This is a genomic window from Leisingera sp. ANG-M6 (assembly GCF_000813905.1).
Lineage (GTDB): Bacteria > Pseudomonadota > Alphaproteobacteria > Rhodobacterales > Rhodobacteraceae > Leisingera.
Window position 1 is genome coordinate 250,083 of the sequence record NZ_JWLG01000009.1, and the last position, 24,450, is coordinate 274,532.

Here is a 24,450-nt window from a genome sequence, read left to right on the forward strand (position 1 = left end):
TCAGGCCCGGTCCGACGGGTTGCCGGGCATCAAATCATAGGGGTGTTTCCAGCCGGGCAGGGCGCTGATGCGGTCCAGCCAGGCGTCGATATGCGGCCATTCGGCCCGGTCAAAGCCGAAGGGTTCCGGGTAGTAGAGGTAGCTGCAGCAGCTGATGTCGGCATTGGTGAGGCTGTCGCCAACAATCCACTCGCGGCCCTCCAGATGGTGTTCCAGCGTGGCATAGGCGGCCTTCAGGCGGCCTTGCATGAAGTTGATCACTTCTTGCGAGCGGTGCTGGTCCGGCAGGAAGTTGATCAGAAACCGGGTCATGCCGGCCTGGCTGGACATCTTGTGATTGTCCCACAGCACCCAGCGCAGCACTTCGTATTTGTCCTCAGGGCGGCCGCCAAACTTGCCGGTCTTGTCGGTGATGTACTGCTGGATCGCGCCCGACTGGCTGAGCGTTACATCCCCGTCTACCAGAACCGGAGCTTCGGCCATGGCAGAGAATTCCCGGAACTCCGGCGTGCGGGCCGCGCCGCCGAAGAAGTCGACAAAGACCGGTTCCCAGTCCAGCCCGGCCAGCTCCAGCGCCAGCGCGGCTTTGTAGGAGTTGCCGCTTTCGCCAAAACAATGCAGTTTCATTGTCATTTGTTGCTCCCTGTTTCGGATGGCGGAGCGGGGGTTTCACACCCCCGCACCCCCGTGGAGTATTTTTGGAAAGATGATGGGGCATTAACCCGCCTCATCGCTCCGTTTGTTACCTTGGGCTTGCGGTACAGGCTGGAGAGCCGATGGCCGTGAAAGGTGAAGACGTCCCTGCCCATTTGGCGAAGGCTTGGGGGCAGGGACACTGCCTTGGCTTCATCTTTCCCCAAATACTCAAAATCCATCACCAGCCTCCCGCGATCCCGCCGCGGCCCCTGCGGCTACAGCGACCGCGCAATCAGCTCCTTCATGATCTCGTTGGTGCCGCCGTAGATCCGCTGCACCCGCGCATCTGCCCACATTTCGCCCACGGCGTATTCCTGCATGTAGCCGTAGCCGCCATGCAGCTGCAGGCATTCGTCCAGCACCTCGCCTTGGGTGTCGGTGATCCAATACTTGGCCATTGCGGCCTTCTCGACGGTCAGCTTGCCCTGCAGATGCTCACTGATGCATTCATCCAAGAAAGCGCGCGCGACCTTGGTCTTGGTCAGGCATTCGGCCAGCTTGAAGCGGGTGTTCTGAAACTGTGTCAGCGGCCCGCCAAAGGCTTCGCGCTCCTTGCAGTAGGCCACCGTGCGTTCCACCGCGCCTTCCATCGCGCCGACCGCGCCGCAGGCGATGATCAGCCGCTCCTGCGGCAGCTGCTGCATCATCTGATAGAACCCCTGGCCCTCGACGCCGCCCAGGATGTTCTCCGGCGGGATTTCCACATCGCTGAAGAACAGTTCCGACGTGTCCGCCGCATGGCAGCCGATCTTGTCGAGGTTGCGGCCGCGGCTGAAGCCCTCGGCGCCATCCGTTTCAACCGCCACCAGCGACACGCCCTTGGCGCCTTGGGACGGGTCGGTTTTGGCCGCCACCAGGATCAGGTTGGCGTGCTGGCCGTTGGTGATGAAAGTCTTTTGCCCCGACAGCCGGTAGGCATTGCCGTCCTTCACTGCCTTGGTTTTGATCGCCTGCACGTCCGACCCGGTGGAGGGCTCTGTCATCGCTAGCGCGCCAACCAGCTCGCCGGTCACCATCTTCGGCAGCCAGCGCGCTTTCTGCTCCTCGGTGCCATAGGCCAGGATGTAGTGGCCGACGATGCCGGAATGGATGCCATGGCCCCAGCTGGCCAGGTTGGCGCGGCTGCCTTCCATCAGGATCACTGCCTCATGGCCGAAATCACCACCGGCGCCGCCGTATTCCTCGGGGATCGAGGGCAGGAGAAGGCCCAGCTCGCCGGCCTGGGTCCAGGTCTCCCGGTCCATCAGGCCCTGCTTGCGCCAGGTCTCGAACTTGGGGGCCCATTCATTGGTGATGAACTGGGCCGTCATCTCCCCAAGCATCTGGTGCTCGTCCGTCATCCATGCGGAATGCGTCTCGGTCATCTCTCTCCCTTTGCTGCGCTTTTCTAGCGCTTTCGCGCCTCCAGCTCGGCGTTGAACAGCCGCAGCCGGTGGCTCAGGTTCTCGTAGTCTGTCACGCTGTCGAAATTCTCGAACAGGAATGACAGCGCTTCGCCTTCATCCAGCCCCGCCTCCTGGGCGAACTTCTTCAGCCTGCGGTAGCCGTCCTCGGTCATCGCGATCGGCAGGCGGCGGGTCAGGCGGAAACGTTTCGGCATCTTGCGGTCCTTTGCGTGTCAAAGCACCGGCCGGGGCAGAACCGGGCGCCCCGCAAGGGGACGCCCGCAGGCATCAGAAGGCGTCCGCGTCCAGCGCCATCACCGTGTCCGCACCGCTTTCGATGCGGGCCAGGTGCAGCTTGGTCGCGGGCAGCCGCCGAGCCATGTAATACCGGCCGGTTGCGAGTTTCGTCTCATAGAACGCCGCGTCATCGGCCCCGGCGTCAAGCGCTTCCTGCGCCGCCTTGCCCATCCGCGCCCACATCAGGCCCAGGCAGACCTGCCCGAACAGATGCATGAAGTCATAAGAGCCTGCCAGCGCGTGGTTGGGGTCCTTCATGCCGTTCTGCATGAAGAACATGCCAGCCGCCTGCAGATCCTTGGAGGCAGCCTGCAGCGGCTTGATGAAATCTTTGGTGAAAGCCTCTGAAATCTCTTTGTTTTCCTGGCAGAAGGTCTTGACCATATCAAAGAAGGCCAGAACGTATTTGCCGCCGTGCTGGCCCAGCTTGCGGCCCACCAGGTCCAGCGCCTGAACGCCGTTGGCGCCCTCGTAGATCATCGCGATGCGGGCGTCGCGGGTGTATTGCGACATGCCCCATTCCTCGATGTAGCCATGGCCGCCATAGACCTGCTGCGCCAGCACGGTCATGTCATAGCCCTGGTCGGTCAGGAAGCCCTTGATCACCGGCGTCATCAGCGAGATCAGACCGTCCGCGTCCTTGTCGCCTGCGCGGTGGGCCTGGTCGATCAGGGTGGCGCCCCACAACAGGAACGCGCGCGCGCCCTCGGCAAAGCTTTTCTGATCCATCAGCGAGCGGCGGATGTCCGGATGCACGATCAGCGGGTCCGCCGGTCCATCCGGGTTCTTAACGCCGGTCACGTCGCGGCCTTGCAGCCGGTCCTTGGCGTATTCCAATGCGTTCTGATAGGCGGCCTCGGCCTGCGCCAGACCCTGCATGCCGACACCCAGGCGGGCTTCGTTCATCATGGTGAACATGGCGCGCATGCCCTTGTGCTCTTCGCCCAGCAGCCAGCCGGTTGCGCCGTCATAGTTCATCACGCAGGTGGAGTTGCCGTGGATGCCCATCTTCTCTTCGATCTTGCCGACCGAGACGCCGTTACGTTCGCCCAGCGAACCGTCTTCGTTCACCAGGAATTTGGGCACGATGAACAGGCTGACACCCTTGATGCCCTCGGGACCGCCGGGGATCTTGGCCAGCACCAGATGCACGATGTTCTCCGCCATGTCGTGATCGCCGGAGGAGATGAAGATCTTCTGCCCGGAAATCTTGAAGCTGCCGTCCCCCTGCGGTTCCGCCTTGGTGCGCATCAGGCCCAGATCGGTGCCGCAATGCGGCTCGGTCAGGTTCATGGTGCCGGTCCACTGGCAGCTGATCATGTTGGGCAGATAGGTTGCTTTCTGCTCTTCCGTGCCATGCGCCAGAATGGCGGAGGCCGCACCATGGGTCAGGCCCTGGTACATGGTAAAGGCCTGGTTCGCGGCTGAGAAAAACTCGCCCACCGCGGTGCCCATGACATAGGGCATGTTCTGGCCGCCGAATTCTTCCGGCATGTCGAGCCCGGTCCAGCCGCCTTCCTTCACCTGCTCAAAGGCTTCCAGGAATCCCTTGGGGGTGTAGACCACGCCGTTTTCCAGGCGGCAGCCCTCCTGGTCGCCCACCGTGTTCAGCGGGTGCAGCACTTCGCTGGCGATCTTGCCTGCCTCTTCCAGCACGGCGCCGGTGAAATCCGGTTCCAGTTCGTTGTATCCGGGGATGTCCTGGCCGGAGACCTTCAGCACGTCGTGCAGGATGAACTGGGCGTCTTTGGCGGGGGCTCGATAGGAAGGCATTGCGGTCCTCTTCAGGGTCTTGGTGATCGTGGTCAATGCCGGGCAGGCCGGCGGGAAAGGGCGGGGCGGCGGCCTATTCGGCCGCCTCCTGCTTGGCCTTCATCGAGGCGATCATCTTCTCGCCCCAGGCCAGCTGGTCCTTCAGGTCCTCGATTGCCTCGGTCAGCTCCTCGCGCTGGCGCTCCATATCGGCGAGCCGGTCACGCGCGACCTCATAGGTCTTGGTGAGCTGGGTCACCTGCTGGTCGCCGACGTGGTACAGCTCCAGCAGCTGGCGGATTTCCTCCAGACTGAACCCGAACCGCTTGCCGCGCAGGATCAGCTTCAGCCGGGCGCGGTCGCGTTTGGTGAACAGCCGCTTCTGGCCGTCGCGGATCGGGAACAGCAGTTCCTTGGCTTCGTAGAACCGGAGCGTGCGGGGCGTCACGTCAAAGGCCTCGCACATCTCGCGGATGGTCATGGTTTCTTCGGTCATCATCGTCACTCTTACGGCTTGGTGCAGGCCCAAGCTGTGCGCAGTTCGGATTTCGATCAAGACTGACTTTACGTTTACGTAAGTTGTACGTTGCGTCACTTTGCGGGGCGTTACTGGTTCGCAAAACGAACATAAAGTGACGTAACGTTACGGGCTGACTGGCTGTCTGCAGGCGGGTTTCGCCAATGCACCTGGCCAGAAATCTGGCGAATCCGGCAGCGGAATCTGCAAAAGAAAAACCCCGCCAAAAGGACGGGGTTCAATTACCGGAAAGATGTGCTGGCCCTATTTAAGCAGCGCCCGGGTGCTTTCGCGCAGCTCGCTCAGCTCTTCGATGGCCTCATTGATCTGCTCACGCTGCTTTTCCAGCTCCACCAGCTGCCGGTCGGCCATTTCCATGAAGGCGTGGTTCTGGGCGTCGTTGCCCTCTTTCTCATAGATCAGCAGCCACTGGCGGATCTCTTCCAGCTGAAAGCCGAACTTGCGCCCGCGCAGGATCAGTTTCATCCGGGCGCGCTCCCGCGCACCGTAGAACCGCGACCGGCCTTCGCGGTCCGGCTGCAGCAATTCGATGTATTCATAGTAGCGCAGCGTCCGCGGCGTGACCTCGAACTCTGCGCACATTTCCTTGAATGACAATCTTTTGTCGGTCATCCGTCGTCTCCCTTGCCGGGAACCTATGCACTTGCAGCGAACAGTGCAACCTCCGCGGCGGCACACTTGCGCTTTTGCCGGGGCAGGGCCAAAGATGAGGGAGAGAATCCAAAGGACACTCCCATGGCCGACAAGACCGACCTCGCGCGCCAGTTCATCGAAGCGATTCCGCACGCCAAGCAATTGGGAATGAAGCTGACAGAGATCGGCGACGGTACCGCCGAGATCCGGATGGCCTATGACGAAAAGCTGATCGGCGATCCCGCCACCGGCGTCATTCACGGCGGCGCGGTCTCAGCCCTGATGGACACATGCTGCGGCGCAGCGGTGATGAGCCACCCGTCCGCCCCGGGCGGCACCGCCACCATCGACTTGCGCATTGATTACATGCGCCCCGCCACACCGGGGCAGGCCATTACCACCCGCGCCACCTGCCACCACATCACCCGCACCGTCGCCTTTGTCCGCGCCGTGGCAATGGACGAGGACACGGACCGCCCCGTCGCCACCGCCTCAGGCGCCTTTACCGTGGAGAAGAAGTTTTGAGCCGCCCCCGTCCCGAACCGATCCAGGTGGTCAAGCAGCGCCGCGATGCAGCCCTGTCGGCGCTGGTCGACTCGGTGCCCTACATCCGCTTCCTGAACGTGACCTTCGAGCGCCGCGGTGATGAGCTGACTGCGGTGCTGAATTTCGATGACAAGCTGATCGGCAACCCCTTCCTGCCGGCGATCCACGGCGGGGTGACGGCGGCCTTCCTGGAAATCACCGCGATGATCACGCTCAACTGGTCGCACCTTTGGCAGCGCATCGAAAGCGGTGATCTGGACCCGGCGGAAATGGCCAAGGGCAACCTGCCGCGGCAGCCCAAGACCATCGACTTCACCGTCGACTACCTGCGTTCCGGCTTGCCGCGCGATGCCTATGCCCGCGCCCGGGTGAACCGTTCCGGCCGCCGCTATGCCTCGGTGCATGTGGAGGCCTGGCAGGATCACAAGGACAAGCTGTTTGCCCAGGCCACCGGCCATTTCCTGATGCCGCAGGACCAGAACGGCGAAGGCTGACCGGATGACCAGCGCGGACACGGAGATCACCCATAAACGGGTGCTCAGCATCGCATTGCCGATTGTGCTGTCGAATGCCACGGTTCCCATTCTGGGCGCCGTCGATACCGGCGTGGTCGGCCAGATGGGCGAGGCTGCACCGATTGGCGCGGTGGGCATCGGTGCGGTCATCCTGGCGACGATCTACTGGATCTTCGGCTTCCTGCGCATGGGCACCACAGGTCTCGCAGCGCAGGCGCGCGGGGCCGGGGACTGGGGGGAAACCGGCGCGCTTCTGATGCGCGGGCTGCTCCTGGCCTTTGCTGCCGGAGCCGTCTTTATCATCGCGCAAGGCGCCGTTTTCTGGGGCGCCTTCGCACTGGCACCCGCCAGTGCCGAGGTCGAAAGCCTGGCCCGTGATTACCTGCAGATCCGCATCTGGGGGGCACCTGCCACCATCGCGCTTTATGCGGTCACGGGCTGGCTGATCGCGGTGGAGCGCACCCGCGGCGTATTCCTGCTGCAGGTCTGGATGAACGGGCTGAATATCGCGCTGGACCTATGGTTCGTGCTGGGCCTCGGCTGGGGTGTGGAGGGCGTCGCCATCGCCACGCTGATTGCAGAATGGACCGGGCTGGCGCTGGGGCTGTATCTCTGCCGCGATGCCTTTGCCGGTGATCAATGGCGCGACTGGGGAAGGGTGTTCGACCCGGCGCGACTGAAACGGATGATGCAGGTGAACGGCGACATCATGGTGCGATCGGTGCTGCTCACTGGGTCCTTCACCACCTTCCTGTTCATCGGCTCCGGCATCGGCGATGTGAACCTCGCCGCCAATCAGATCCTGCTGCAATTTGTCGAGATCACCGCCTTTGCACTGGACGGCTTTGCCTTCTCCGCTGAGGCTTTGGTGGGCGGCGCGGTTGGCGCCAAGGCGCGGGCCCGCGTGCGCCGCGCGTCGGTGATCACCTCGCAATGGGGCGTGGGCGGTGCAGTGCTGTTGGGCATCGCCTTTGCTGTTGGCGGGCCATGGCTCATTGACCTGATGTCAACGTCGCCGGAGGTCCGCGAAGCGGGCCGTGTATTCCTGGTCTGGGCGGCGGTGCTGCCGGTCTTGAGCGTTGCCAGCTATATGTTCGACGGTATCTACATCGGCGCCACCTGGACCCGCGACATGCGGTGGGCGATGCTGCAATCTGTTGCCATCTACGTTGCGGCACTGCTGCTGCTGGTGCCGGCCTTTGGCAATCACGGCCTGTGGGGCGCACTGATTGTGCTGAACATTGCCCGCGGCGTGACGCTGGGCCTGCGCTACCCGCGGCTGGAGGCGCAGGTGGGCGTCTGAGACAGCCGGCATTCTGCGAGAATTCCGGTCTGTTTTCCGGCGCGGAAAACCGGTGCTTCGAACCCCAAAAATCCTCGCCGGATTTTTTGGCCGTTTCCCGCGCCGGGAAACGGTCAGAGCAGGGTTTCGATCGCCTCGGTCGGGCGGCCGATCACCGCCTTGCCGTCCTTGATGGCAATCGGGCGCTCGATCAGGATCGGATGCGCGGCCATTGCCGCCAGCAGTTCCTCCTCGGCGCTGTCCTTGGAAAGGCCCAGTTCCTTGAAGACCTTCTCGCCGGTCCGCATCATCTCCACCGCGGAGACGCCAAGAGCGGTCTGCACCGCCTTCAGTTCCTCAACCGAGGGTGCATCCTCCAAGTACGCGCGTGTTTGCACCTCTGCACCGCGCTCCTCGATCAGCGCAAGGCCCGCGCGGGATTTGGAGCATTTCGGGTAATGCCAATAGGTGATCACAGCCAATCCTTCCGTTTGGTTCCAACCGCTTGCGCGACGTTTTCGAACCCGTCGCGGGCCAGCAATTCATCCAGGCCGCGGGCAATGTCCCCGGCCAGCGACAGCCCGCCATAGACCATTGCTGTGTAGAATTGCACCGCAGCGGCCCCGGCGCAGATCTTGGCATAGGCCTGTTCCGCCGTGCTGATGCCGCCGACGCCGACCAGCGGCACCTTGCCATCCAAAAGCTCCGACAATTGTGCCAGAACCCGGGTGGACTTTTCAAACAGCGGCGCGCCGGACAGACCGCCGGCCTCGCCCTTATGGGCGCTTTGCAGACCGTCGCGCGACAGGGTGGTGTTGGTGGCAATCACCGCGTCGATGCCACTTTCCAGAGCGACGGCGGCAATATCCTCGATACCCGCACGGTCCAGATCCGGCGCGATCTTCAGGAACACCGGCACCCGGCGGCTAAGGCCCTCGCGGGTCTCGATCACACCGGCCAGCAGCGCTGACAGCGCCGCCTTGCCCTGCAGGTCGCGCAGTTTTTCGGTATTGGGCGAGGACACGTTGACGGTGGCAAAATCCAGATGCGCACCGCAATGGGCCAGCACTTTGGCAAAATCCGCGGCGCGGTCCTCGCTGTCCTTGTTGGCGCCGAGGTTCAGGCCAATGACCGCATCGCGCGGGCGCTGCGCCAGCCGGGCGCCGATCGCCGCCATGCCCTCATTGTTGAAACCGAAGCGGTTGATGGCCGCCTTGTCCTCCGTCAGGCGGAACAATCGCGGCTTGGGATTGCCCGGCTGCGGGCGGGGCGTCGCCGCGCCGACCTCGATAAAGCCGAAGCCGGATTTTGACAGCGGTGCCAGTGCCTCGGCGTTCTTGTCATAGCCAGCCGCCAAACCAACCGGGTTCGGCAGGTCAATCCCGGCCAGCGTGGTCTTGAGCCGGGCAGAGGTGACCGGGCCGGGAGCTGGGGCCAGTCCCATCGTCAGTGCCTTCACCGACAGCCCGTGCGCGGCCTCCGGGTCGATCCGGTGCATCGCGGCAAGGGCCAGCTTCTCTGTCAGCTTCATGCCATTTCCTCCGGGAACTGATGGGTGCCCTCCACCAGCGGAAGCTGCTTGGCCCAGACCACATCCGACATGCGGATATTGCGGTAGAGATGCGGGAACTCGGCGCCACCGCGGGACACTTCCCACTTCAGGTCCGCGCCCATCGCATCCGCATCGCAGGCCAGCAGGGTCAGTCCCTCGGCGCCGGCAAAATGCTTGGCTGCGGTTTCCGCGGCCTGGGTGGCGGTGGAGAAATGGACATAGCCGTCCGCAACATCGATCGGCGCGCCCGGCGTCTCGCCCGCGGCCTGCAGTGCGGCCCATTCGTCCGCCCGGAAAATCTTGTAAATCAGCATAGCGGCCTGATGCCCTGCGTTTGCAAAGGAATCAAGGGGGATTGGGGGCAAGCCGCCGGTCAAGCTGACGCAAGGGGAGGCAGCACCACGGCTTTTCCCCTTTGACCGGCGCGGGGTTTGGGCGCAGGATTCCCAAAAACAGAACAACGGGAGCGCTCCTCATGATTGCACGTATTCTCACATCGGTTGCAGCCCTGGCCCTGACTGCCGGAGCGGCAGCGGCGGAGTACAAGCTGACCATCCTGCATACCAATGATTTCCACTCGCGGTTCGAGCCGATCAACAAATACGACAGCACCTGCGACGCCGAAGATCAGGCCGAGGGCAAGTGTTTCGGCGGCACCGCGCGGCTGGTGACGGCCATCGCGGACGCACGGGGACGGGCGGAGAATTCGATCCTGGTGGATGGTGGCGACCAGTTCCAGGGTTCGCTGTTCTACACCTATTACAAGGGCAAGGCCGCGGCGGAGTTCATGACCAAGCTGGGCTATGACGGGATGACCGTCGGCAATCATGAATTCGACGACGGGCCGGAAGTGCTGCGCGGTTTCATGGATGCGGTGGGCTTTCCGGTGCTGATGTCGAATGCGGATGTGTCGGGTGAACCGGCGCTGGCGGATGTTCTGAAGAAATCCACGGTGATTGAGCGGGGCGGCGAGAAGATCGGCCTGATCGGGCTGACGCCGGAGGACACGCATGAGCTGGCAAGTCCCGGCAAGAATGTGCATTTCTCCGATCCCGTGGCGGCGGTGCAGGCAGAGGTGGACAGGCTGACGGCAGAAGGGGTGAACAAGATCGTGGTGCTCAGCCATTCCGGCTATGGTGTGGACCAGCGGGTGGCGGCAGAGACCTCCGGTGTAGATGTAATCGTTGGCGGACACAGCAACACCTACCTGTCCAACACTTCCGAGAAGGCCGCCGGGCCTTATCCGACCGTGGTGAACGGGGTGCAGATCGTGCAGGCTTATGCCTATGGCAAGTTCCTGGGCGAGCTGAACGTGACGTTTGACGATGCGGGCAATGTTGTCAGCGCCAGCGGCGAGCCGCTGATCATGGATGCCGCAGTCAGCGAGGATGCGGCGACCCTCGACCGGATCGCGGAACTGGCGCAGCCGCTGGATGAGATCCGAAACAAGGTGGTGGCAGAGGCGGCAGAACCCGTTGAAGGCAGCCGGGATGTCTGCCGGGTGCAAGAGTGCCAGATGGGCAATCTGGTGGCCGATGCGATGCTGGACCGGGTGAAGGATCAGGGCGTGACAATTGCCATTGCGAATTCAGGCGGTATCCGGGCCAGTCTGGATGCGGGGGAGGTCACTATGGGTGAGGTGCTGACCATCTTGCCGTTCCAGAATACGCTGTCTACTTTCCAGATCGACGGCGCGACTTTGGTCGCGGCGCTGGAGAACGGCGTCAGCCAGGTGGAGGACGTCAAGGGCCGCTTCCCGCAGGTGGCCGGGCTGAAATTCAGCTGGGACAGCTCCGCCGCGCCGAACGCGGGGCGCGTTTCCGAGGTGATGGTAGCTGAGGGTGAAGGGTTCGTGCCCATTGATCCGGCCAAGACCTATATGGTGGTCACCAATGACTATGTCCGTAATGGCGGCGACGGCTATGCGATGTTCGAAGGAGACGACAAGAACGCCTATGACTTTGGCCCCGACCTGGCGGATGTGCTGGCGGAATACATGGCCGCCCAAGGCCCCTATACGCCCTATACCGACGGGCGGATTTCACAGGTGAAATAGGCCGCGGCATATAGGTCCGGACCGGACCCAATGTTTCGCGCGCGAAACATTCGGGCAGGAGGGCTGCCGCATTATCTTTAGGCACCCTTAACCTTCGCCACCCGTTTGTTAACGGGGTGGCGGGGGCTTTCCCGCAGCCGGCGCGCATGGCAGAATAAAGCCATGGACCACCCGCTGATCGACCTCATCAATGCCCGGATCGAAGCCGCCGAGAAGGACGGCGCCTTTGACAACTTGCAAGGCGCCGGCAAGCCGCTGCCGAAATGCGACGACCCGGAGAATGAGCTGGTCAACCGGCTGGTGCGCGAGAGCGGCGGGGTGCCGGAATTCGTCAGCCTGTCGCGAGAGCTGCAGCGGCTGCGGGCGGAGCTGCGCGAGGCCGGCGACCGCAGCCGCCGGCAGGAGATCCTGAAAGAGATGTCGATGATGGACGCGCGGATCGAAATCGCGCGCAAGGCTTACACGAAGTAACTTCTGTTAACCCTTGATTTCCGGCCAGATTTCCGGGTTCAGCCCGTCGATGAAGGGCGCCAGGACATCGGCGTATTTTTCCCATTTGCCGATTGAGCGCGTGTGCGCTGTCTGGCGGACCTGGGTGTTCGACAGTGTCAGCACCTGGCCCTCGTGGCGTTCCGGGTGGGCCATATCCTCAACCCAGTTCAGCCCGCAAAAGTCCGCCAACTTGCGGCTTTCGCCCTCGATATCGGCAACGAAGTCTTCGTAGCGCAGGTCATAGATCCGCCCCGGCATCACCTGCCGCCAGTGCTGCATCAGCCGGCCATAGAGGTTGAACCGGTGCGCCATCGCCTTGAGGTCGTAAGCATAAGTGAGCGAGCTGCCGGAGAAATAGCCGCGCCAGATCGACAGCGCCACATCGCGCGGATCGCGGCAAAGATGAACAAACCGTGCATCCGGGTAGGCGGTGGCAAGGTGGCCCAGCAGGCGGTAGTTGTCGGGCATCTTGTCGACATAGGCTGCGGTGCCCTCAGGCATTCCGGGCAGGCGGCTGATGTCCTCCGACACGAAAGTGCGGGCGGCCTCAGGCGTGAACTCCTGATCCTTTTCGATAAAGGGGTGCAGCAGGAACGCCGGCACGCCGCGTTCGCCCAAGGGAAACACCTCGGGGTGCAGGCCGATCACGGTTTCGGTCAGGGTTGTGCCGGAGCGGGGCATCCCCACCACATAGATCGGGCGCGGGCCTTCCGGCGCGGTTTCTGCCGGGGCGATCTGACCTGGGAAAGCCGCCATGATGCGGCTGAACTGACGCTCGCTCTCTTCGTAGCCGTAGGGGGTCTGCGCCGCCATACAGGCGTTGGCCTCGTCATTGTGGGCGGCAAAAGCCTCCTTGTCGCCCGCCTGATCGGCGATCCGGGCGAGGGCAAAGCTGACGTTGGCACGGTCAAGCGAGCGGGGCGCGGCGGCTTTCAGCGCCTTTTGCGCGACGGGCAGCAGCTCCGCGTTCTGCTCTCGGCTGCTGATGCGGGCCAGCATTTCGAGCACCTGGGTGTCCTTGGGATCCAGCTCCATCAGCGCCAGGCACTGCTCGCGCGCTGCAGCGCTTTCGCCGTTGGAGATCAGCTGGCTGGCGAGGCGGCGGCGGGCCTCGGCGTTCTGGGGCGCCACGGCGACGGCTTTTTGTGCGGCTTCGGTGGCCTCGTCCTGGCGCATCAGGCGGGCCAGCAGCAGGCTGGCGTTCTGCAGCGCGTCGGCGTCATTGGGGTTCACCTTGAGCGCGGCCTGATAATCCGCCAGCGTGGCCTTTTCATCGCCCAGCGTGTTCCAGGCAGTGGCGCGCAGCCGCAGCATCCGCGGCTGGCGCGAGTCGCGGGCCAGCGCCGCGGTGGCGGCCTCAATCGCGGCCTCTGCGTCGTTCATCACCAGATGCGCCTGTGCTTGAAGATAGAGCGCGGCCTGATCGCCGGGCTGGTCCTTCAGTACCCGCTCGAGCAGTTTCATCGCCGGTTCGCCCTGCTGCATGAACAGAAGCGTCTGCGCTAGGTTCTTGCGGGCGTCGTGAAAGCCGGGGGCCAGCGCCAGCGCCTTCTTGAAATAGGGGACAGCATCACGGTGCTTGCCCAGGCCGGACAGGGAGATGCCCGCGATATTGGGGAAATCCGGGTGGCTCTTGTGCCGCTTCATGCCGCCCTTGGACTGTTTCAGCGCCTGTTTGAACTTACCCTGGTTGAGAAAGCCCAAGGCGGACTGGAGATCGTTCTGAAGAGTCATGAGGCCTATCTATCATCCTGTCAGGGCGGCTGAAAATCCTGTGCCGCGGAAGGTTTTGCAAACGCGCCGCGGGCCGGGTTAGAAATCAGCATGTGCGGACGATTTGCCATAACCTTGCCCACGGATGCAATGGCGCAGCTGTTTGCGGCGCAGCCGGCAAATGATTTGCCCAAGGTGCCCAATTACAACGTCTGCCCGACCAACCCGGTGCATGTGGTGCAGGCGGGTGATGCCGGGCGGCAGCTGGTGTCCATGCGCTGGGGGTTTCTGCCGCATTGGTACAAGACAGAGACCGCCGGGCCGCTGCTGATCAACGCGCGGGCGGAGACGATTGCGGAAAAGCCGGCCTTTGCCAAGGCCGCCCGCGAACGGCGCTGCCTGATCCCGGCCAGCGGGTTCTATGAATGGACCAAGTCGGAGGAGGGCGCCCGGCTGCCCTGGTACATCCGCCGCAACGACGGCGCGCCGATTGCCTTTGCTGCCGTTTGGCAGAGCTGGGGGGCTGACGATCCGGTCAAGACCTGCGCGATTGTCACCACGGCCGCTAACGAAGGGCTTTCACCTATCCACCACCGGATGCCGCTGATCCTGGAGGCCGGCGACTGGGGCAAATGGCTGGGGGAGGAGGGCCATGGCGCCGCCCGGCTGATGCAGCCGGGAGCGGAGGGCGTGCTGGACTTCCACCGGGTTGATCCGGCGGTGAACTCCAACCGGGCTGAGGGGCCGGAGCTGATCGAACCCTTCGGGGAGGAGGATATCCCGCGCGGGCAGCTGATCTGAGCGCTACTCGGCAGCGTGGCGGGCGGGCAGGTCGCGCTGCGGCGCGCGGCTGAGGTCATTGCCTGCAAGGGTCGCCTTTTGCAGCAGCGCCACGAAGGTGTCCTGTTCCGCCTCGGTGAGGCCGGTCAGGATGCCGGGCTGCGAGGCCCGCACGATGGGCAGGATGTGCTCCAGAAGCGCGGTTCCGTCTCGGGTCAGGCTGACCTCGCGGGCGCGGCGGTCGGCCCGGGAAACGCGGCGTTCCACCAGTCCCTTGTCCGCCAGCCGGTCCACCACCTTGCCCAGGGTGGCGCGGTCATAGGCGATAAGCCCGGCAACCGAAGCCTGGTCGATGCCGGGATGGCGGTGGATGGCGGCCATTGCGGCAAACTGCACTGGTGTGAGGTCAATGCCTTCACCCGCCATGCGGTCCATGAACTGGGCCACGGAAATCTGGTGCAGCCGCCGGATCAGGTGGCCGGGCAGGGTGTGGATGTCCAACGGGTCAGTGGTCATGGCCTTTTGGTCCTTGGCAGTCTGTCACCGGGCTGTTTGCGCCGGGGTGTCTGTTCGCGAGACTTGCCATAGCGCCCTGTGCGCAATGCGCGCAAGACTTATCGCCGCGGCAGCAGCAATTGCGGCTTTTCCTTGCGCATGGGGCGCGGTAGGCATGGGCCATGGCGCTGAAATTCACCTCATTGCAAGAGTTCTATGCCCACGGGTTCGACACCGTGATCGACGTGCGCAGCCCGGCGGAATTTGCCGAGGATCACGTGCCGGGCGCAATCAGCCTGCCGGTGCTGAACAATGAGGAACGGGCTGAGGTCGGCACGATTTACGTGCAGGACAGCCCCTTCAAGGCGCGCAAGCTGGGCGCGGCGCTGGTGTTCCGCAATGCCGCCAATCACATCGAGCAAAGCCTGAGCCACCACGAGGGCGGCTGGAAGCCGCTGGTCTACTGCTGGCGCGGCGGCCAGCGGTCGGGGTCCTTTACCTGGATGCTGCAGCAGATCGGCTGGCGCGCCGAGGTGGTGGAGGGCGGCTATCAGAGCTACCGGCGGCTGGTGAATGCGGCGCTCTATCAATCCGCACTGCCGCACCGGCTGGTGGCGCTGGACGGCTATACCGGGTCTGCCAAGACCGAGGTTCTGAAGCGCGCCGGAGATCTGGGGGTGCAGGTGCTGGACCTGGAGGGGCTGGCCAATCACCGGGGTTCCTTGCTGGGGGATATGCCAACGCCGCAGCCCTCCCAGAAGGGGTTTGAGTCCGCTTTGGCGGGTGCGCTGATGAGGCTGGACCCGGCCCGCCCGGTGCTGGTGGAGGCGGAATCGAGCAAGATTGGCCAGCGGATCATCCCGCCTGCGGTCTGGGACGCGATGAAGCAGGCGCCGAGGATTGAGCTGCAAGTGCCGGTGGCCGCACGCTGCCGCTACTTGGTGCAGGCTTACGATGACATCCTGTCAGATGCGGAGCGGCTGCGCGAGAAGCTGGGCCCGCTGCGCGCCCACCGCTCCGGCGCTGTTGTCGACGGCTGGTTTGCCAGCATCGAGGCGGGTGACAAGTCTGGCCTGACCGAAGCGCTGATGGTGGAGCATTACGACCCCGCCTACCGCAAGTCCCGCACGGCCATTGGCGCAGAGGTCGCTGCTACGGTCGGGGCCGAAGCGCTGGATGAGGCGGGACTGGATGCGGCTGCAGCGCAGGTGGCAGCGGTTATGTCCGGTCTCTGACCGGAGCTCTCCCGCCCGTCGCCGGGACATCTGCGATGCCCCGCGCCCGTTTGGCGCTGCGCCGCGGCGCAACGGGACTGGGTATTTTCGACCAGAAAGAAGCAGCAGATGTTGGGCTTCTTTCTGGTCTGAAATACCCCGGGGTGAATTGGCCCCCTAGGGCCAAGAGGGGCTGGCCCCTTGTCAGTATCAGCGCTAGGCGCTGAGGGTGATGGCCCCGGTGTCTTCTGTGACCTTGCCGATGAGGGATGCCGGATAGCCGGCGGTTTGCAACTGCTCCAGCAGATTTCCGGCCTGATCCGGGGCAACCGCGGCCAGCAGGCCGCCTGCGGTTTGCGGATCAAACAGCAGGTCCTGCCAGCCGGTGGTCTTCAGCTTCGGCAGGGCGGCCTGATTGGCGGGGAACAGCGAGGAGCGGATGCCGCGGTCTGCCAATTCGGCGGCGCCTTGCATCAGGGGGATCCGGCCGGTGTAGAGATCTGCCCCGGTGCGGGAGGCCTCGCAGATGCCCAGGAGATGGCCGAGGAGGCCAAAGCCCGTGACGTCGGTCATCGCGTGGGCGTTCTGCAGAATGCGGGCGGCGGCGCCCTGCGGCTGGCTCATCTGGTCAAGCGCGGCCGCCACCCATTCTCCCTTGGCTTCGCCGGCCATCTCCGCGGCCATCAGCACGCCGGAGCCGAGGGGTTTGGTCAGGATCAGAGCATCGCCGGGTTTGGCGCCTGCAAGGGTGATTGCCGGGCGTTGGCAGAGGCCGGTGACAGTAAAGCCGATGGTCAGTTCATCCCCCAGCGAGGTATGGCCGCCGATGATGGCGGCCCCGGCTGCCAGCATGACTTCAGAGGCGGTGCCCATGATCTCCTGCAGGGTGCGGGCCTGCAAGGCGGGGGACATGCGCGGCAGGATCAGGTTGGCGGTGGCGGCCTGAGGCTCTGCCCCCATCGCCCAGATATCGCCAAGCGCATGCACGGCGGTGATGCGGGTCATCAGCACCGGGTCATTGGTGAAGCTGCGCAGGTGGTCGGTGCTGATCACCTGTTGGACGCCGCCGGTGGTCAGCAGGGCGGCGTCGTCGCCGGGCAGCGGCGTTATGTCGTTGCGGTTCGTGCCGCCAAGCCCTGAAAGCGTTCCGAGCAGCGCGTTGCGCCCGACCTTGGCGCCGCAGCCGCCGCACATGGGCTTGTCTCCAAGTGCCTGCTCCATATCGAGGGTGTGTTCGGCAGGCAGCGGCGAGGCCTCCATGGTGGGCAGATCGCGGAACTTTTCCATGAAGGCCTGGTCGATGCGATCCTTCCAGGTCCACATCAGCGGGCCGGACAGGGTGGTGCCGAAGCGTTCGCCGAGCGCTTCCCTGGAGCCCATGGAGATCAGTTTCAGGTAGTCCTTCTGCGGCTTGTATTTGCGCAGCGGGTCGCCGGTCATCAGGGCGCGCAGGTTGTGGTAGAGCACCGGGGCCTGGCGCACGGCGTAGACGCCTGCCTTGGGGCGCGGGGCGAACTCCATATGGGCGCAGTCGCCGGCGGCAAAGACCTGCGGATCAGAGCTTTGCAGGGTTTCACTGGCGCGGATGAAGCCGTCGTTCAGGTCTAATCCGCTGTCCGCGAGCCAGCCATAGGGACGGGCGCCGGCGGCGCCGGTGGTGAAATCCGAGAGGATTTCGCGCCCGTCCTGCAGCGTGATGTAGCCGTCTTCGATTCGTTCTATGTCGGCGTTCTCCTCCAGCCGCACGCCGTGTTCCACCAGGGCGCGCCGCAGGGTCTGGCGGGCCTTTTCGCCAATGGCGCGCAAGGCGCTGCTGCTGTCGATCAGCGTCGCCTGGGCGAGGCGCCCGCGGGTGCGGAGGGCATGGGCCATGGCCAGCACCAGCTCCACCCCGGCAACGCCGCCGCCGATCACCGCGACATGGGCGGGACCGTCATCCTCGCGGAAGGCAGCCCAGCGGGCGGCGAAGCGGCCCAGTGGCTTGGCCGGGATGCCGTGCTCGGCAAAGCCCGGCAGGTCCGGCATGGCGGAGGTGATGCCGATGTCGACGGACGCCACGTCATAGGCAATCGGCGGGCGGCCGGGCACGTGCACCAGTTGGGCGGCGGTGTCAATATTCTCTGCCGCGCCCAGCACCACGCGCGCGCCGGCAGAACGGGCGAGGCGCACGAGGTCAATGTCCAGCTCATCCCGCTGATAATGGCCTGCCACAAAGCCGGGCAGCATGCCCGAATAGGGCGCGGTGGGGCCGGGATTGATCACCGTCAGCCGGGCGCCGGGCAGGGGCTTCATCCCCCATTTGCGCAAGACCAGCGCGTGGGTGTGGCCGCCGCCCACCAGAACCAGGTCACGGGTCAGCGGCAGGCGGGAGGTGTCGATCACGGGTCAGGCCTTCCTGAGTGCTGTGCGTTCAGTCTTCGGCGGGCGGCGTCTGTTCCGCGCTGCGGCGTTCCTCATCCTCGGGCGTGTCATGGGTGGCCCAGTGATCGTCGCCGCCCGCCTCCGGCATGGTATCGCGGGTTTCCTGCCGGTGGATGTGCACCTTGGCAATGAAATTTGCCGTGATCGGTGCGGTCAGGAACAGGAACAGCGTGATCATCAGTTCATGGTAGGAGAAGTATTTCTCAAACGCAGCTGCGTGCAGCATGGAGGCCAGCAGCACCCCGCCGACACCAAGGGTCGTGGCCTTGGTCGGCGCGTGCAGGCGCGACATCTGGTCGTTCAGCTTGATCAGCCCAAAGGAGCCGACAATGCCGAAGATGCCGGCGGTTACCAGGAAGGCGGCGACGAGGAATTCAAACAGGGTTTCCATCTTTCTGCCCCTTACTCGATGATGTTGCCGCGCAGGATGAAGCGCGCGTAGGCCACGGTGGAGACAAAGCCGAGCATCGCGATGATCATTGCGGCCTCAAAGAAGATCTCAGTTCCCAGCGCCATGCCGTAAAGCACCATCAGGGCGATGGCGTTGATGAACATGGTGTCGAGCGCCAGGATGCGGTCGGCCACATCGGGGGCGGTGACGACCTTCCAGAGGTTCATCAGCATGGCGAGCGCGAAACAGGCGAAGGCGAAGGTGGCAGCGCTTTCGATCATTCGAAAATCTCCATCAGCCGGCGCTCGTAGCGCTGTTTGATTTCATCCCGCACCGCGTCGGGGTTGGGGGCATCGAGGCAGTGGACCAGCAGGGCGTGGCCCTCATCCGAGACGTCCGCCGAAAGGGTGCCGGGCGTCATGGTGATGGTGCCGGCAAGGGCGGTGATTGCCTCCGGCGTTTTCAGGTCCAGCGGGATGGTGATCCAGTTGGGGCGCCGGTCGGCGTTGGGTTTGAACAGCACAATGCGGGCGACGATGATGTTGGCCTGCACGATGTCCAGCAGCACAACCAGGATGTATTCCGCGATCTTGAACGGGCGGCGAAGGTTGGGCCGGTTGGGCCAGAAGGGTTGGGTCACGAAGGGGATCACCACCCCCAGCAGGAAGCCGAAGACCAATGAGTTCAGCGACCAGCGGTTCACCATCAAAAGCCAGGTGAGGGTCAGCAGGAGCGTGAGCAAGGGGTGCGGAAAAAGCCGCCAGACCAGTTTCATTCAGCCGTCCTCCCAAGCACGGTGTCGATATAGGCCGAGGGCGCGTAGAGCTGCGCCGCCGTTGCCTCGGCATAGCGGGTGGCGGGGCCTGCAAAAACGGTGAGCGCCACCAGCCCGGCCAGGAGGCCGAAGCAGGCCACGAAGGCCAGTGCAGGCGGCGGTGCGGTTTCAGCAGCGGTGTAGCCGGGTTCCTCTGCAGCGCGTTGAGGCAGGCCGTGGCCCTTCCAGAACAGGAGCGAACCTGCGCGGGCCATGCCGATGATGGTGATGAGCGAGCCGAGCAGGATCACACCCCAGATCCAGGGGGCGAGATCGGCGCCGCGGGTGGCATCAAGGACCAGCAGCTTGCCCAGGAAGCCCGAAAGCGGCGGCATCCCCGCCAGCGCGATGGCCGCGGCAAAGAACAGCGCTGAGATCAGCCCGGTCTGCGGCATCGGCAACTGGGGCAGGATCCACTGGCCCTGGCGTTCCATCACCAGGTCAGCGACCAGGAACAGCAGCGCCGCAGCCAGTGTCGAGTGTACTAGGTAGTAGAGCGCAGCTGCGGCGGCGGTCTGGGTGAACAAAGAGATTGCGATCAAGAGCGTGCCCATGGAGGCGATGGCGCCGAAGGCGGCGAGGCGGCCCAGCTTCTTGGAGCCGAGGACGCCGATGGCGCCGGCGCCAAGAGTCAGCATGGCGGCGGGCAGCAGCCAGCTTTCGGTCAGGCCTGCGGTGGCCTCAACCTCGGGGCCAAAGACCAGCGTGTAGATGCGCAGGATCGAATAGGCGCCGACCTTGGTCATGATTGCAAACAGTGCCGCCACCGGCATCGGCGCGTTGGCATAGGCCGAGGGCAGCCAGAAGTGCAGCGGCAGGAGCGATGCCTTGATCGCGAAGACCAAGAGGAGCATCACCGCGCCCACGCGCAGAAGGGCGGTGTCCTCTGCCGGAATCTGGGCGACCTTCACCGCCAGGTCGGCCATGTTGAGGGTGCCGGTCACGGAGTAGAGCGTGCCGAGTGCAAACAGGAACAGGGTGGAGCCGAGGAGGTTGAACACCACATACTGCACCCCGGCCTGGAACCGGCGGGTGCCGCCGGAATGGATCATCAGCCCATAGGAGGCGATCAGCAGCACCTCGAAGAAAACGAACAGGTTGAAGGCGTCGCCGGTCAGGAAGGCGCCCATGATGCCCATCAGCTGGAACTGGAACAGCGCATGGAAGTTGGCGCCGCGGGTGTCCCAGTTGGAGCCGATGGCGTAAAGCAGCACCGGTAGAGCCAAGAGCGACGTCAGCACGATCATCATCGCCGACAGCCGGTCCAGCACCAGCACGATCCCAAAGGGTGCGGGCCAGTCGCCGAGCTCGTAGACCTTTACCGTGCCATCGGCGGACTGCGCGGCCAGCGCCAGTGTGATGCCTGCCAGCAGCACCGCACTGGCCAGCGAGAAGATCCGCTGCAGGTCCAGATGGTGGCGCAGCACCATGATGATGAAGGGCGCAACGAGGGCGGGCAGAACCACCGGCGCGATCAGAAGATGCTCCATTATGCGTCCTCCTCTGCGCCGTCTGCCTCAACCGGCATGGCGGTGCCGTCATCGCGGGACGAGAGATAGGCCCCCAGCGCGATCATCACCACAACAGCAGTCATGCCGAAGGAGATCACGATGGCGGTGAGCACCAGCGCCTGCGGCAGCGGATCGGTATAGGCGACCTCCTCATATTTGTTGAGGATCGGCGGCGCCCCGGTGACCAGCCTGCCGGTGGCAAACAGGAACACGTTGACCGCATAGGTCAGCAGCGACAGGCCCAGGATCACCGGGAAGCTGCGGCGGCGCAGGATCAGGTAGACACCTGCCGCCGTCAGAATGCCCACGGCCGAGGCAACGAGAAGTTCCATGCTTATCCCTCCGTCCCGGTCTTGGCCGCTGCGTCGCGTGCCGGGTTGATGTCCATTGCGTGTTCGGAGCTAATGCCCGGCTGCCAGGCAAAACGCGACAGGCTTTCGAGTGCCAGCAGCACCGCACCGACGACGGCCAGGAAGACGCCGAGGTCAAAGAGGGCGGCAGTGGCCCATTCGAACTCCTCCAGCGGCGGCCAGTGCAGGTAGCCGAAATCGCTGGTGAGGAACGGCTTGCCGTTGAACCAGGCGCCCATGCCGGTGGCGGCGGCAATCAGCACGCCGGAGCCGATGATGGCGTGGTAGGGATAGCGCTGCCGCTCGGTCGCCCAGGCAAAGCCGGAGGCCATGTACTGCATGATGATGGCGATGGCGGCGACCAGGCCGGCGATAAAGCCACCGCCCGGCAGGTTGTGGCCGCGGAAGAAGATATAGGCGGCGACCATCAGTGCCAGCGGCATCATCACGCGGGTTGCCACCACCATCATCAGCGGATGGGCGTCGCCCGCTTGCGGCAGGTCGGGCTTGCGGTTCAGCAGATAGGCCCGGACCTTGGAGCCGAGCACGGCCTCGGTCAGGGCAAAGATCACCATGGCGGCGATGCCCAGCACGATGATCTCGCCAAAGGTGTCATAGCCGCGGAAGTCGACCAGGATCACGTTTACCACATTGGTGCCGCCGCCGCCCTTGTAGGAATTGGCGAGATGGAAGTCCGAGATGGTCGGGAAGGCGAAGTCGCGCATCAGGAGCGCATAGATCAGCCCGCCCGCCCCCAGGCCCGACACCGCTGCAATCGCGCCGTCGCGGAGGCGGGTGAGGGCCGGGGTCTCGACCGGGGTTTCCTTGGGCATGAAATTCAAGGCGAGTAGCAGCAGGATGATGGTCACCACCTCAACCGAGATCTGGGTCAGCGCCAGGTCGGGGGCAGAGAGGTAGTTGAAGGACATCGAGACCACGAGGCCAACCACGCCGATCAGCACCAGAGACAGCAGGCGGTTGCGGTGCTTGGCGACGATGAACAGGGTTGCCACCACCAGGGCAAACCAGCCAACCACCGGCAGGGCGCCCGGCTCCTGCAGCTGGCGGGTTTCAACGCCCAGGGTTCCGCCGCGGTAGGCGAAATAGCTGATGGCCACGGTAAAGGTGACCATGATCGCCGCGTAACGGGTGAGGACACCGTTGTGCAGCCCTTCGGTCACCAACTGGCTGAGCCGGGTGAAGGCGCCGATCAGGGCCTCGAAGATGGTTTTTGCTTCGGGCCGGGGCAGGGCGTTCCAGGCCCGCTGAAGGGGCTTGTGCAGCGCCAGCAGGGTCAGGCCGCCGATGGTGGCTGCGATGGACATGTAAAGCGCCGGGGTCAGACCGTGCCAGAGCTTGAGTGAATAATAGGGCAGCTCGCCGCCGCCGATCACTGCGCCTGCAGCTGTGGCGACCATCGGGCCTGCGAGTTTGGCCGAGGCAAGGCCGATCAGCACCACCAGTACGACCAAGAAGGCCGGGCCGATCCACATGCCTGTGTTCGGGTCATGCGGGTGGCCGGGGTAGTCGTCACGCTTTTGCCCGAGGAAAACGTGCACGATGAAGCGGAAGGAATAGGCGGCGGAGAAGAGTGCCGCCAGAGTGGCCAGGGCGGGCACGATCAGGTGCGAGCCGTTCCAGATGGTGTGGGCGGTTTCCTCCAGCATCATCTCCTTGGAGAGGAAGCCGTTGAGTGGCGGGATACCGGCCATGGACAGGGCTGCCACCGTGCCGATGGTGAAAGTGATTGGCATCAGGTGGCGCAAGCCGCCCAGGCGCTTGATGTCGCGGGTTCCAGCCTCGTGGTCGACGATGCCCGCGGTCATGAACAGCGCCGCCTTGAAGGTGGCATGGTTGATGATGTGGAACACCGCGGCAACCGCGGCGATCTTGGTGCCAAAGCCCAGCAGCATGGTGATGAGGCCGAGGTGGCTGACGGTGGAGAACGCCAGGAGCGCCTTGAGGTCGTCCTTGAAGAGGGCAATCACCGCGCCGACCAGCATGGTGACAAGGCCGGTGGTGGCAACGATGTAGAACCACTCCGGCGTGCCGGCCAGAACCGGCCAGAGGCGCGCCATCAGAAAGAGGCCGGCCTTCACCATTGTGGCGGAGTGCAGATAGGCCGAGACAGGCGTTGGCGCGGCCATCGCGTGCGGCAGCCAGAAATGGAACGGGAACTGCGCCGATTTGGTGAAGGCACCCAGCAGGATCAGGATCAGTGCGGGCAGGTAGAGATCCGAGGATTGGATCGCTTCCTTGTTCTGCAGGATCACGCTGAGGTCATAGGAACCAGCGATATGGCCCAGCATCAGCATGCCGGCAATCATCGCCAGCCCGCCGGAGCCGGTCACCGTCAGCGCCATGCGCGCGCCCTGGCGGCCCTCGGGCAGGTGTTTCCAGTAGCCGATCAGCAGGAAGGAGCTGAGCGAGGTGAGCTCCCAGAACACCAGCAGCAGCAGGATGTTGTCCGAGAGAACGATGCCGACCATCGCGCCCTGGAACAGCAGAAGGTAGCTGTAGAACTGGCCCATGGGGTCTTCGCGCGACAGGTAGTAGCGGGCGTAAAGGATGATCAGGAGGCCGATGCCCAGGATCATCGCCGCAAACAGGAAGCCAAGGCCATCAAGGAAGAAATGCGCGTTGAGGCCAAGGGCGGGCAGCCAGTCCACCGCGGCAAAGACCGTCTCGCCGCGGAATACTGCTGGGATGTGCAGCATCAACCCGATGAAGGCGAGCAGCGTGGTCAGCCCGGCGGCAGAGGCAGCCGCATTGCGTCCGGCGCGGATCAATAGCGCGGGAAAGACGGCTCCGATAAAGGGCAGGGCCGCAATCAGGAAAAGGGACACGTGCAAGTCTCCTGTCGGGTTGGCGCGTCGTTTTTAGGCCAGTGCTAAGCAATTTTGTTGCTCAGAACCACCCCCGCCGCCCGGATTGCGGCGGTAATGCCGCAGCCAAAGGCAGAGTGAATACGCTCGTTACGGGCATAATTGGGCAGCAGGCGCGCAATAACAAGAACT

General features: G+C 64.2%; 25 protein-coding genes. 7 read left to right on the plus strand and 18 right to left on the minus strand.

What is annotated here, in order from left to right:
* The 6 genes from RA24_RS07540 to RA24_RS07565 all read right to left on the minus strand — a co-directional run bounded on the left by RA24_RS07540 (position 1) and on the right by RA24_RS07565 (position 5,280).
* Entirely contained in the window at positions 1 to 633 is a 633-nt protein-coding gene (locus RA24_RS07540) for a glutathione S-transferase family protein (protein ID WP_039190784.1), read from the minus strand.
* A gap of 278 nt (positions 634 to 911) precedes the next feature.
* A complete protein-coding gene (locus RA24_RS07545; RefSeq protein ID WP_039152005.1) occupies positions 912 to 2,060 on the minus strand; it encodes an acyl-CoA dehydrogenase family protein in 1,149 nt (382 codons plus the stop codon).
* A 23-nt stretch (positions 2,061 to 2,083) separates the two neighbouring features.
* Complete coding sequence (locus RA24_RS07550; RefSeq protein ID WP_019295796.1) at positions 2,084 to 2,296, minus strand: hypothetical protein; 213 nt, start codon at positions 2,294 to 2,296, stop codon at positions 2,084 to 2,086.
* Between the two features lie 73 nt (positions 2,297 to 2,369).
* The gene (locus RA24_RS07555; RefSeq protein ID WP_039190786.1) at positions 2,370 to 4,151 is read right to left on the minus strand and encodes an acyl-CoA dehydrogenase C-terminal domain-containing protein; all 1,782 of its coding nucleotides are present in this window, start codon (positions 4,149 to 4,151) and stop codon (positions 2,370 to 2,372) included.
* A gap of 73 nt (positions 4,152 to 4,224) precedes the next feature.
* Positions 4,225 to 4,626: a MerR family transcriptional regulator gene (locus tag RA24_RS07560; protein WP_029204772.1), complete on the minus strand. Its 402-nt coding sequence runs from the start codon at positions 4,624 to 4,626 to the stop codon at positions 4,225 to 4,227.
* A gap of 285 nt (positions 4,627 to 4,911) precedes the next feature.
* Positions 4,912 to 5,280: a MerR family transcriptional regulator gene (locus RA24_RS07565; RefSeq protein WP_019295799.1), complete on the minus strand. Its 369-nt coding sequence runs from the start codon at positions 5,278 to 5,280 to the stop codon at positions 4,912 to 4,914.
* 123 nt (positions 5,281 to 5,403) lie between these two features.
* On the opposite strand from RA24_RS07565, the gene RA24_RS07570 reads away from it, so the two are divergent.
* Genes RA24_RS07570 through RA24_RS07580 form a run of 3 tightly spaced genes read left to right on the plus strand, consistent with a single transcriptional unit; the run spans position 5,404 to position 7,665 of the window.
* Positions 5,404 to 5,826: a PaaI family thioesterase gene (locus RA24_RS07570; RefSeq protein WP_019295800.1), complete on the plus strand. Its 423-nt coding sequence runs from the start codon at positions 5,404 to 5,406 to the stop codon at positions 5,824 to 5,826.
* On the plus strand, positions 5,823 to 6,341 hold the full coding sequence (locus tag RA24_RS07575) for a PaaI family thioesterase (protein WP_019295801.1): 519 nt from the start codon (positions 5,823 to 5,825) through the stop codon (positions 6,339 to 6,341). The genes RA24_RS07570 and RA24_RS07575 overlap by 4 nt, the downstream gene beginning before the upstream one ends.
* A 4-nt stretch (positions 6,342 to 6,345) precedes the next feature.
* Positions 6,346 to 7,665, plus strand: a complete 1,320-nt coding sequence (locus RA24_RS07580; protein WP_039190788.1) for an MATE family efflux transporter — start codon at positions 6,346 to 6,348, stop codon at positions 7,663 to 7,665.
* A 113-nt stretch (positions 7,666 to 7,778) separates the two neighbouring features.
* Here RA24_RS07580 and arsC read toward each other — a convergent pair whose 3' ends face one another.
* The 3 genes from arsC to RA24_RS07595 are packed head-to-tail and all read right to left on the minus strand — an operon-like array spanning position 7,779 to position 9,510.
* The gene (gene arsC / locus RA24_RS07585) at positions 7,779 to 8,120 is read right to left on the minus strand and encodes an arsenate reductase (glutaredoxin) (RefSeq protein WP_039152050.1); all 342 of its coding nucleotides are present in this window, start codon (positions 8,118 to 8,120) and stop codon (positions 7,779 to 7,781) included.
* Positions 8,117 to 9,175, minus strand: a complete 1,059-nt coding sequence (locus RA24_RS07590) for a quinone-dependent dihydroorotate dehydrogenase (protein WP_039190790.1) — start codon at positions 9,173 to 9,175, stop codon at positions 8,117 to 8,119. Before RA24_RS07590 ends, arsC begins: the two co-directional genes overlap by 4 nt.
* On the minus strand, positions 9,172 to 9,510 hold the full coding sequence (locus tag RA24_RS07595; RefSeq protein WP_039169755.1) for a DUF952 domain-containing protein: 339 nt from the start codon (positions 9,508 to 9,510) through the stop codon (positions 9,172 to 9,174). The genes RA24_RS07590 and RA24_RS07595 overlap by 4 nt, the downstream gene beginning before the upstream one ends.
* 161 nt (positions 9,511 to 9,671) lie before the next feature.
* Between RA24_RS07595 and RA24_RS07600 the strand changes: the two genes are divergently transcribed.
* On the plus strand, positions 9,672 to 11,252 hold the full coding sequence (locus tag RA24_RS07600; protein WP_039190792.1) for a bifunctional metallophosphatase/5'-nucleotidase: 1,581 nt from the start codon (positions 9,672 to 9,674) through the stop codon (positions 11,250 to 11,252).
* A 162-nt stretch (positions 11,253 to 11,414) separates the two neighbouring features.
* Complete coding sequence (locus RA24_RS07605; RefSeq protein WP_039190794.1) at positions 11,415 to 11,723, plus strand: DnaJ family domain-containing protein; 309 nt, start codon at positions 11,415 to 11,417, stop codon at positions 11,721 to 11,723.
* 6 nt (positions 11,724 to 11,729) lie between these two features.
* On the opposite strand, the gene RA24_RS07610 is transcribed toward RA24_RS07605, so the two are convergent.
* Entirely contained in the window at positions 11,730 to 13,478 is a 1,749-nt protein-coding gene (locus tag RA24_RS07610; protein ID WP_039190795.1) for a tetratricopeptide repeat-containing sulfotransferase family protein, read from the minus strand.
* 90 nt (positions 13,479 to 13,568) lie between these two features.
* Here RA24_RS07610 and RA24_RS07615 point away from each other — a divergent pair, with 90 nt between their 5' ends.
* Positions 13,569 to 14,258, plus strand: a complete 690-nt coding sequence (locus RA24_RS07615; protein ID WP_036761922.1) for an SOS response-associated peptidase — start codon at positions 13,569 to 13,571, stop codon at positions 14,256 to 14,258.
* 3 nt (positions 14,259 to 14,261) lie between these two features.
* Here the strand turns inward: RA24_RS07615 and RA24_RS07620 are convergent, their stop codons facing one another.
* Positions 14,262 to 14,753, minus strand: a complete 492-nt coding sequence (locus RA24_RS07620) for a MarR family winged helix-turn-helix transcriptional regulator (protein WP_019295810.1) — start codon at positions 14,751 to 14,753, stop codon at positions 14,262 to 14,264.
* Positions 14,754 to 14,914: 161 nt separating this feature from the next.
* On the opposite strand from RA24_RS07620, the gene mnmH reads away from it, so the two are divergent.
* Positions 14,915 to 15,967 (plus strand): tRNA 2-selenouridine(34) synthase MnmH, encoded by a 1,053-nt coding sequence (gene mnmH / locus RA24_RS07625; RefSeq protein ID WP_039190797.1) that lies wholly within the window; start codon positions 14,915 to 14,917, stop codon positions 15,965 to 15,967.
* A 195-nt stretch (positions 15,968 to 16,162) separates the two neighbouring features.
* Here the strand turns inward: mnmH and selD are convergent, their stop codons facing one another.
* Genes selD through RA24_RS07660 form a run of 7 tightly spaced genes read right to left on the minus strand, consistent with a single transcriptional unit; the run spans position 16,163 to position 24,279 of the window.
* A complete protein-coding gene (selD, locus tag RA24_RS07630) occupies positions 16,163 to 18,325 on the minus strand; it encodes a selenide, water dikinase SelD (protein ID WP_039190856.1) in 2,163 nt (720 codons plus the stop codon).
* Positions 18,326 to 18,356: 31 nt separating this feature from the next.
* A complete protein-coding gene (locus RA24_RS07635) occupies positions 18,357 to 18,758 on the minus strand; it encodes a Na+/H+ antiporter subunit G (RefSeq protein WP_039152027.1) in 402 nt (133 codons plus the stop codon).
* Between the two features lie 11 nt (positions 18,759 to 18,769).
* On the minus strand, positions 18,770 to 19,039 hold the full coding sequence (locus RA24_RS07640; protein WP_019295814.1) for a K+/H+ antiporter subunit F: 270 nt from the start codon (positions 19,037 to 19,039) through the stop codon (positions 18,770 to 18,772).
* Complete coding sequence (locus tag RA24_RS07645; protein WP_019295815.1) at positions 19,036 to 19,533, minus strand: Na+/H+ antiporter subunit E; 498 nt, start codon at positions 19,531 to 19,533, stop codon at positions 19,036 to 19,038. Before RA24_RS07645 ends, RA24_RS07640 begins: the two co-directional genes overlap by 4 nt.
* Positions 19,530 to 21,062, minus strand: coding sequence for a monovalent cation/H+ antiporter subunit D (locus tag RA24_RS07650; RefSeq protein WP_039169769.1), 1,533 nt, complete (start codon positions 21,060 to 21,062; stop codon positions 19,530 to 19,532). The genes RA24_RS07645 and RA24_RS07650 overlap by 4 nt, the downstream gene beginning before the upstream one ends.
* A complete protein-coding gene (locus tag RA24_RS07655; RefSeq protein ID WP_019295817.1) occupies positions 21,062 to 21,415 on the minus strand; it encodes a Na+/H+ antiporter subunit C in 354 nt (117 codons plus the stop codon). Before RA24_RS07655 ends, RA24_RS07650 begins: the two co-directional genes overlap by 1 nt.
* Before the next feature lie 2 nt (positions 21,416 to 21,417).
* On the minus strand, positions 21,418 to 24,279 hold the full coding sequence (locus tag RA24_RS07660; protein ID WP_039190799.1) for a monovalent cation/H+ antiporter subunit A: 2,862 nt from the start codon (positions 24,277 to 24,279) through the stop codon (positions 21,418 to 21,420).
* Between the last annotated feature and the right edge of the window lie 171 nt (positions 24,280 to 24,450).

What these genes read in the sequence shown, in the direction of transcription:
- RA24_RS07540 (WP_039190784.1), bottom strand. Translation starts at nt 633, where the DNA reads ATGACAATGAAACTGCATTGTTTTGGCGAAAGCGGCAACTCCTACAAA.
- RA24_RS07545 (WP_039152005.1), bottom strand. Translation starts at nt 2,060, where the DNA reads ATGACCGAGACGCATTCCGCATGGATGACGGACGAGCACCAGATGCTT.
- RA24_RS07550 (WP_019295796.1), bottom strand. Translation starts at nt 2,296, where the DNA reads ATGCCGAAACGTTTCCGCCTGACCCGCCGCCTGCCGATCGCGATGACC.
- RA24_RS07555 (WP_039190786.1), bottom strand. Translation starts at nt 4,151, where the DNA reads ATGCCTTCCTATCGAGCCCCCGCCAAAGACGCCCAGTTCATCCTGCAC.
- RA24_RS07560 (WP_029204772.1), bottom strand. Translation starts at nt 4,626, where the DNA reads ATGACCGAAGAAACCATGACCATCCGCGAGATGTGCGAGGCCTTTGAC.
- RA24_RS07565 (WP_019295799.1), bottom strand. Translation starts at nt 5,280, where the DNA reads ATGACCGACAAAAGATTGTCATTCAAGGAAATGTGCGCAGAGTTCGAG.
- RA24_RS07570 (WP_019295800.1), top strand. Translation starts at nt 5,404, where the DNA reads ATGGCCGACAAGACCGACCTCGCGCGCCAGTTCATCGAAGCGATTCCG.
- RA24_RS07580 (WP_039190788.1), top strand. Translation starts at nt 6,346, where the DNA reads ATGACCAGCGCGGACACGGAGATCACCCATAAACGGGTGCTCAGCATC.
- RA24_RS07590 (WP_039190790.1), bottom strand. Translation starts at nt 9,175, where the DNA reads ATGAAGCTGACAGAGAAGCTGGCCCTTGCCGCGATGCACCGGATCGAC.
- RA24_RS07595 (WP_039169755.1), bottom strand. Translation starts at nt 9,510, where the DNA reads ATGCTGATTTACAAGATTTTCCGGGCGGACGAATGGGCCGCACTGCAG.
- RA24_RS07600 (WP_039190792.1), top strand. Translation starts at nt 9,672, where the DNA reads ATGATTGCACGTATTCTCACATCGGTTGCAGCCCTGGCCCTGACTGCC.
- RA24_RS07605 (WP_039190794.1), top strand. Translation starts at nt 11,415, where the DNA reads ATGGACCACCCGCTGATCGACCTCATCAATGCCCGGATCGAAGCCGCC.
- RA24_RS07610 (WP_039190795.1), bottom strand. Translation starts at nt 13,478, where the DNA reads ATGACTCTTCAGAACGATCTCCAGTCCGCCTTGGGCTTTCTCAACCAG.
- RA24_RS07615 (WP_036761922.1), top strand. Translation starts at nt 13,569, where the DNA reads ATGTGCGGACGATTTGCCATAACCTTGCCCACGGATGCAATGGCGCAG.
- RA24_RS07620 (WP_019295810.1), bottom strand. Translation starts at nt 14,753, where the DNA reads ATGACCACTGACCCGTTGGACATCCACACCCTGCCCGGCCACCTGATC.
- mnmH (WP_039190797.1), top strand. Translation starts at nt 14,915, where the DNA reads ATGGCGCTGAAATTCACCTCATTGCAAGAGTTCTATGCCCACGGGTTC.
- RA24_RS07635 (WP_039152027.1), bottom strand. Translation starts at nt 18,758, where the DNA reads ATGGAAACCCTGTTTGAATTCCTCGTCGCCGCCTTCCTGGTAACCGCC.
- RA24_RS07640 (WP_019295814.1), bottom strand. Translation starts at nt 19,039, where the DNA reads ATGATCGAAAGCGCTGCCACCTTCGCCTTCGCCTGTTTCGCGCTCGCC.
- RA24_RS07645 (WP_019295815.1), bottom strand. Translation starts at nt 19,533, where the DNA reads ATGAAACTGGTCTGGCGGCTTTTTCCGCACCCCTTGCTCACGCTCCTG.
- RA24_RS07650 (WP_039169769.1), bottom strand. Translation starts at nt 21,062, where the DNA reads ATGGAGCATCTTCTGATCGCGCCGGTGGTTCTGCCCGCCCTCGTTGCG.
- RA24_RS07655 (WP_019295817.1), bottom strand. Translation starts at nt 21,415, where the DNA reads ATGGAACTTCTCGTTGCCTCGGCCGTGGGCATTCTGACGGCGGCAGGT.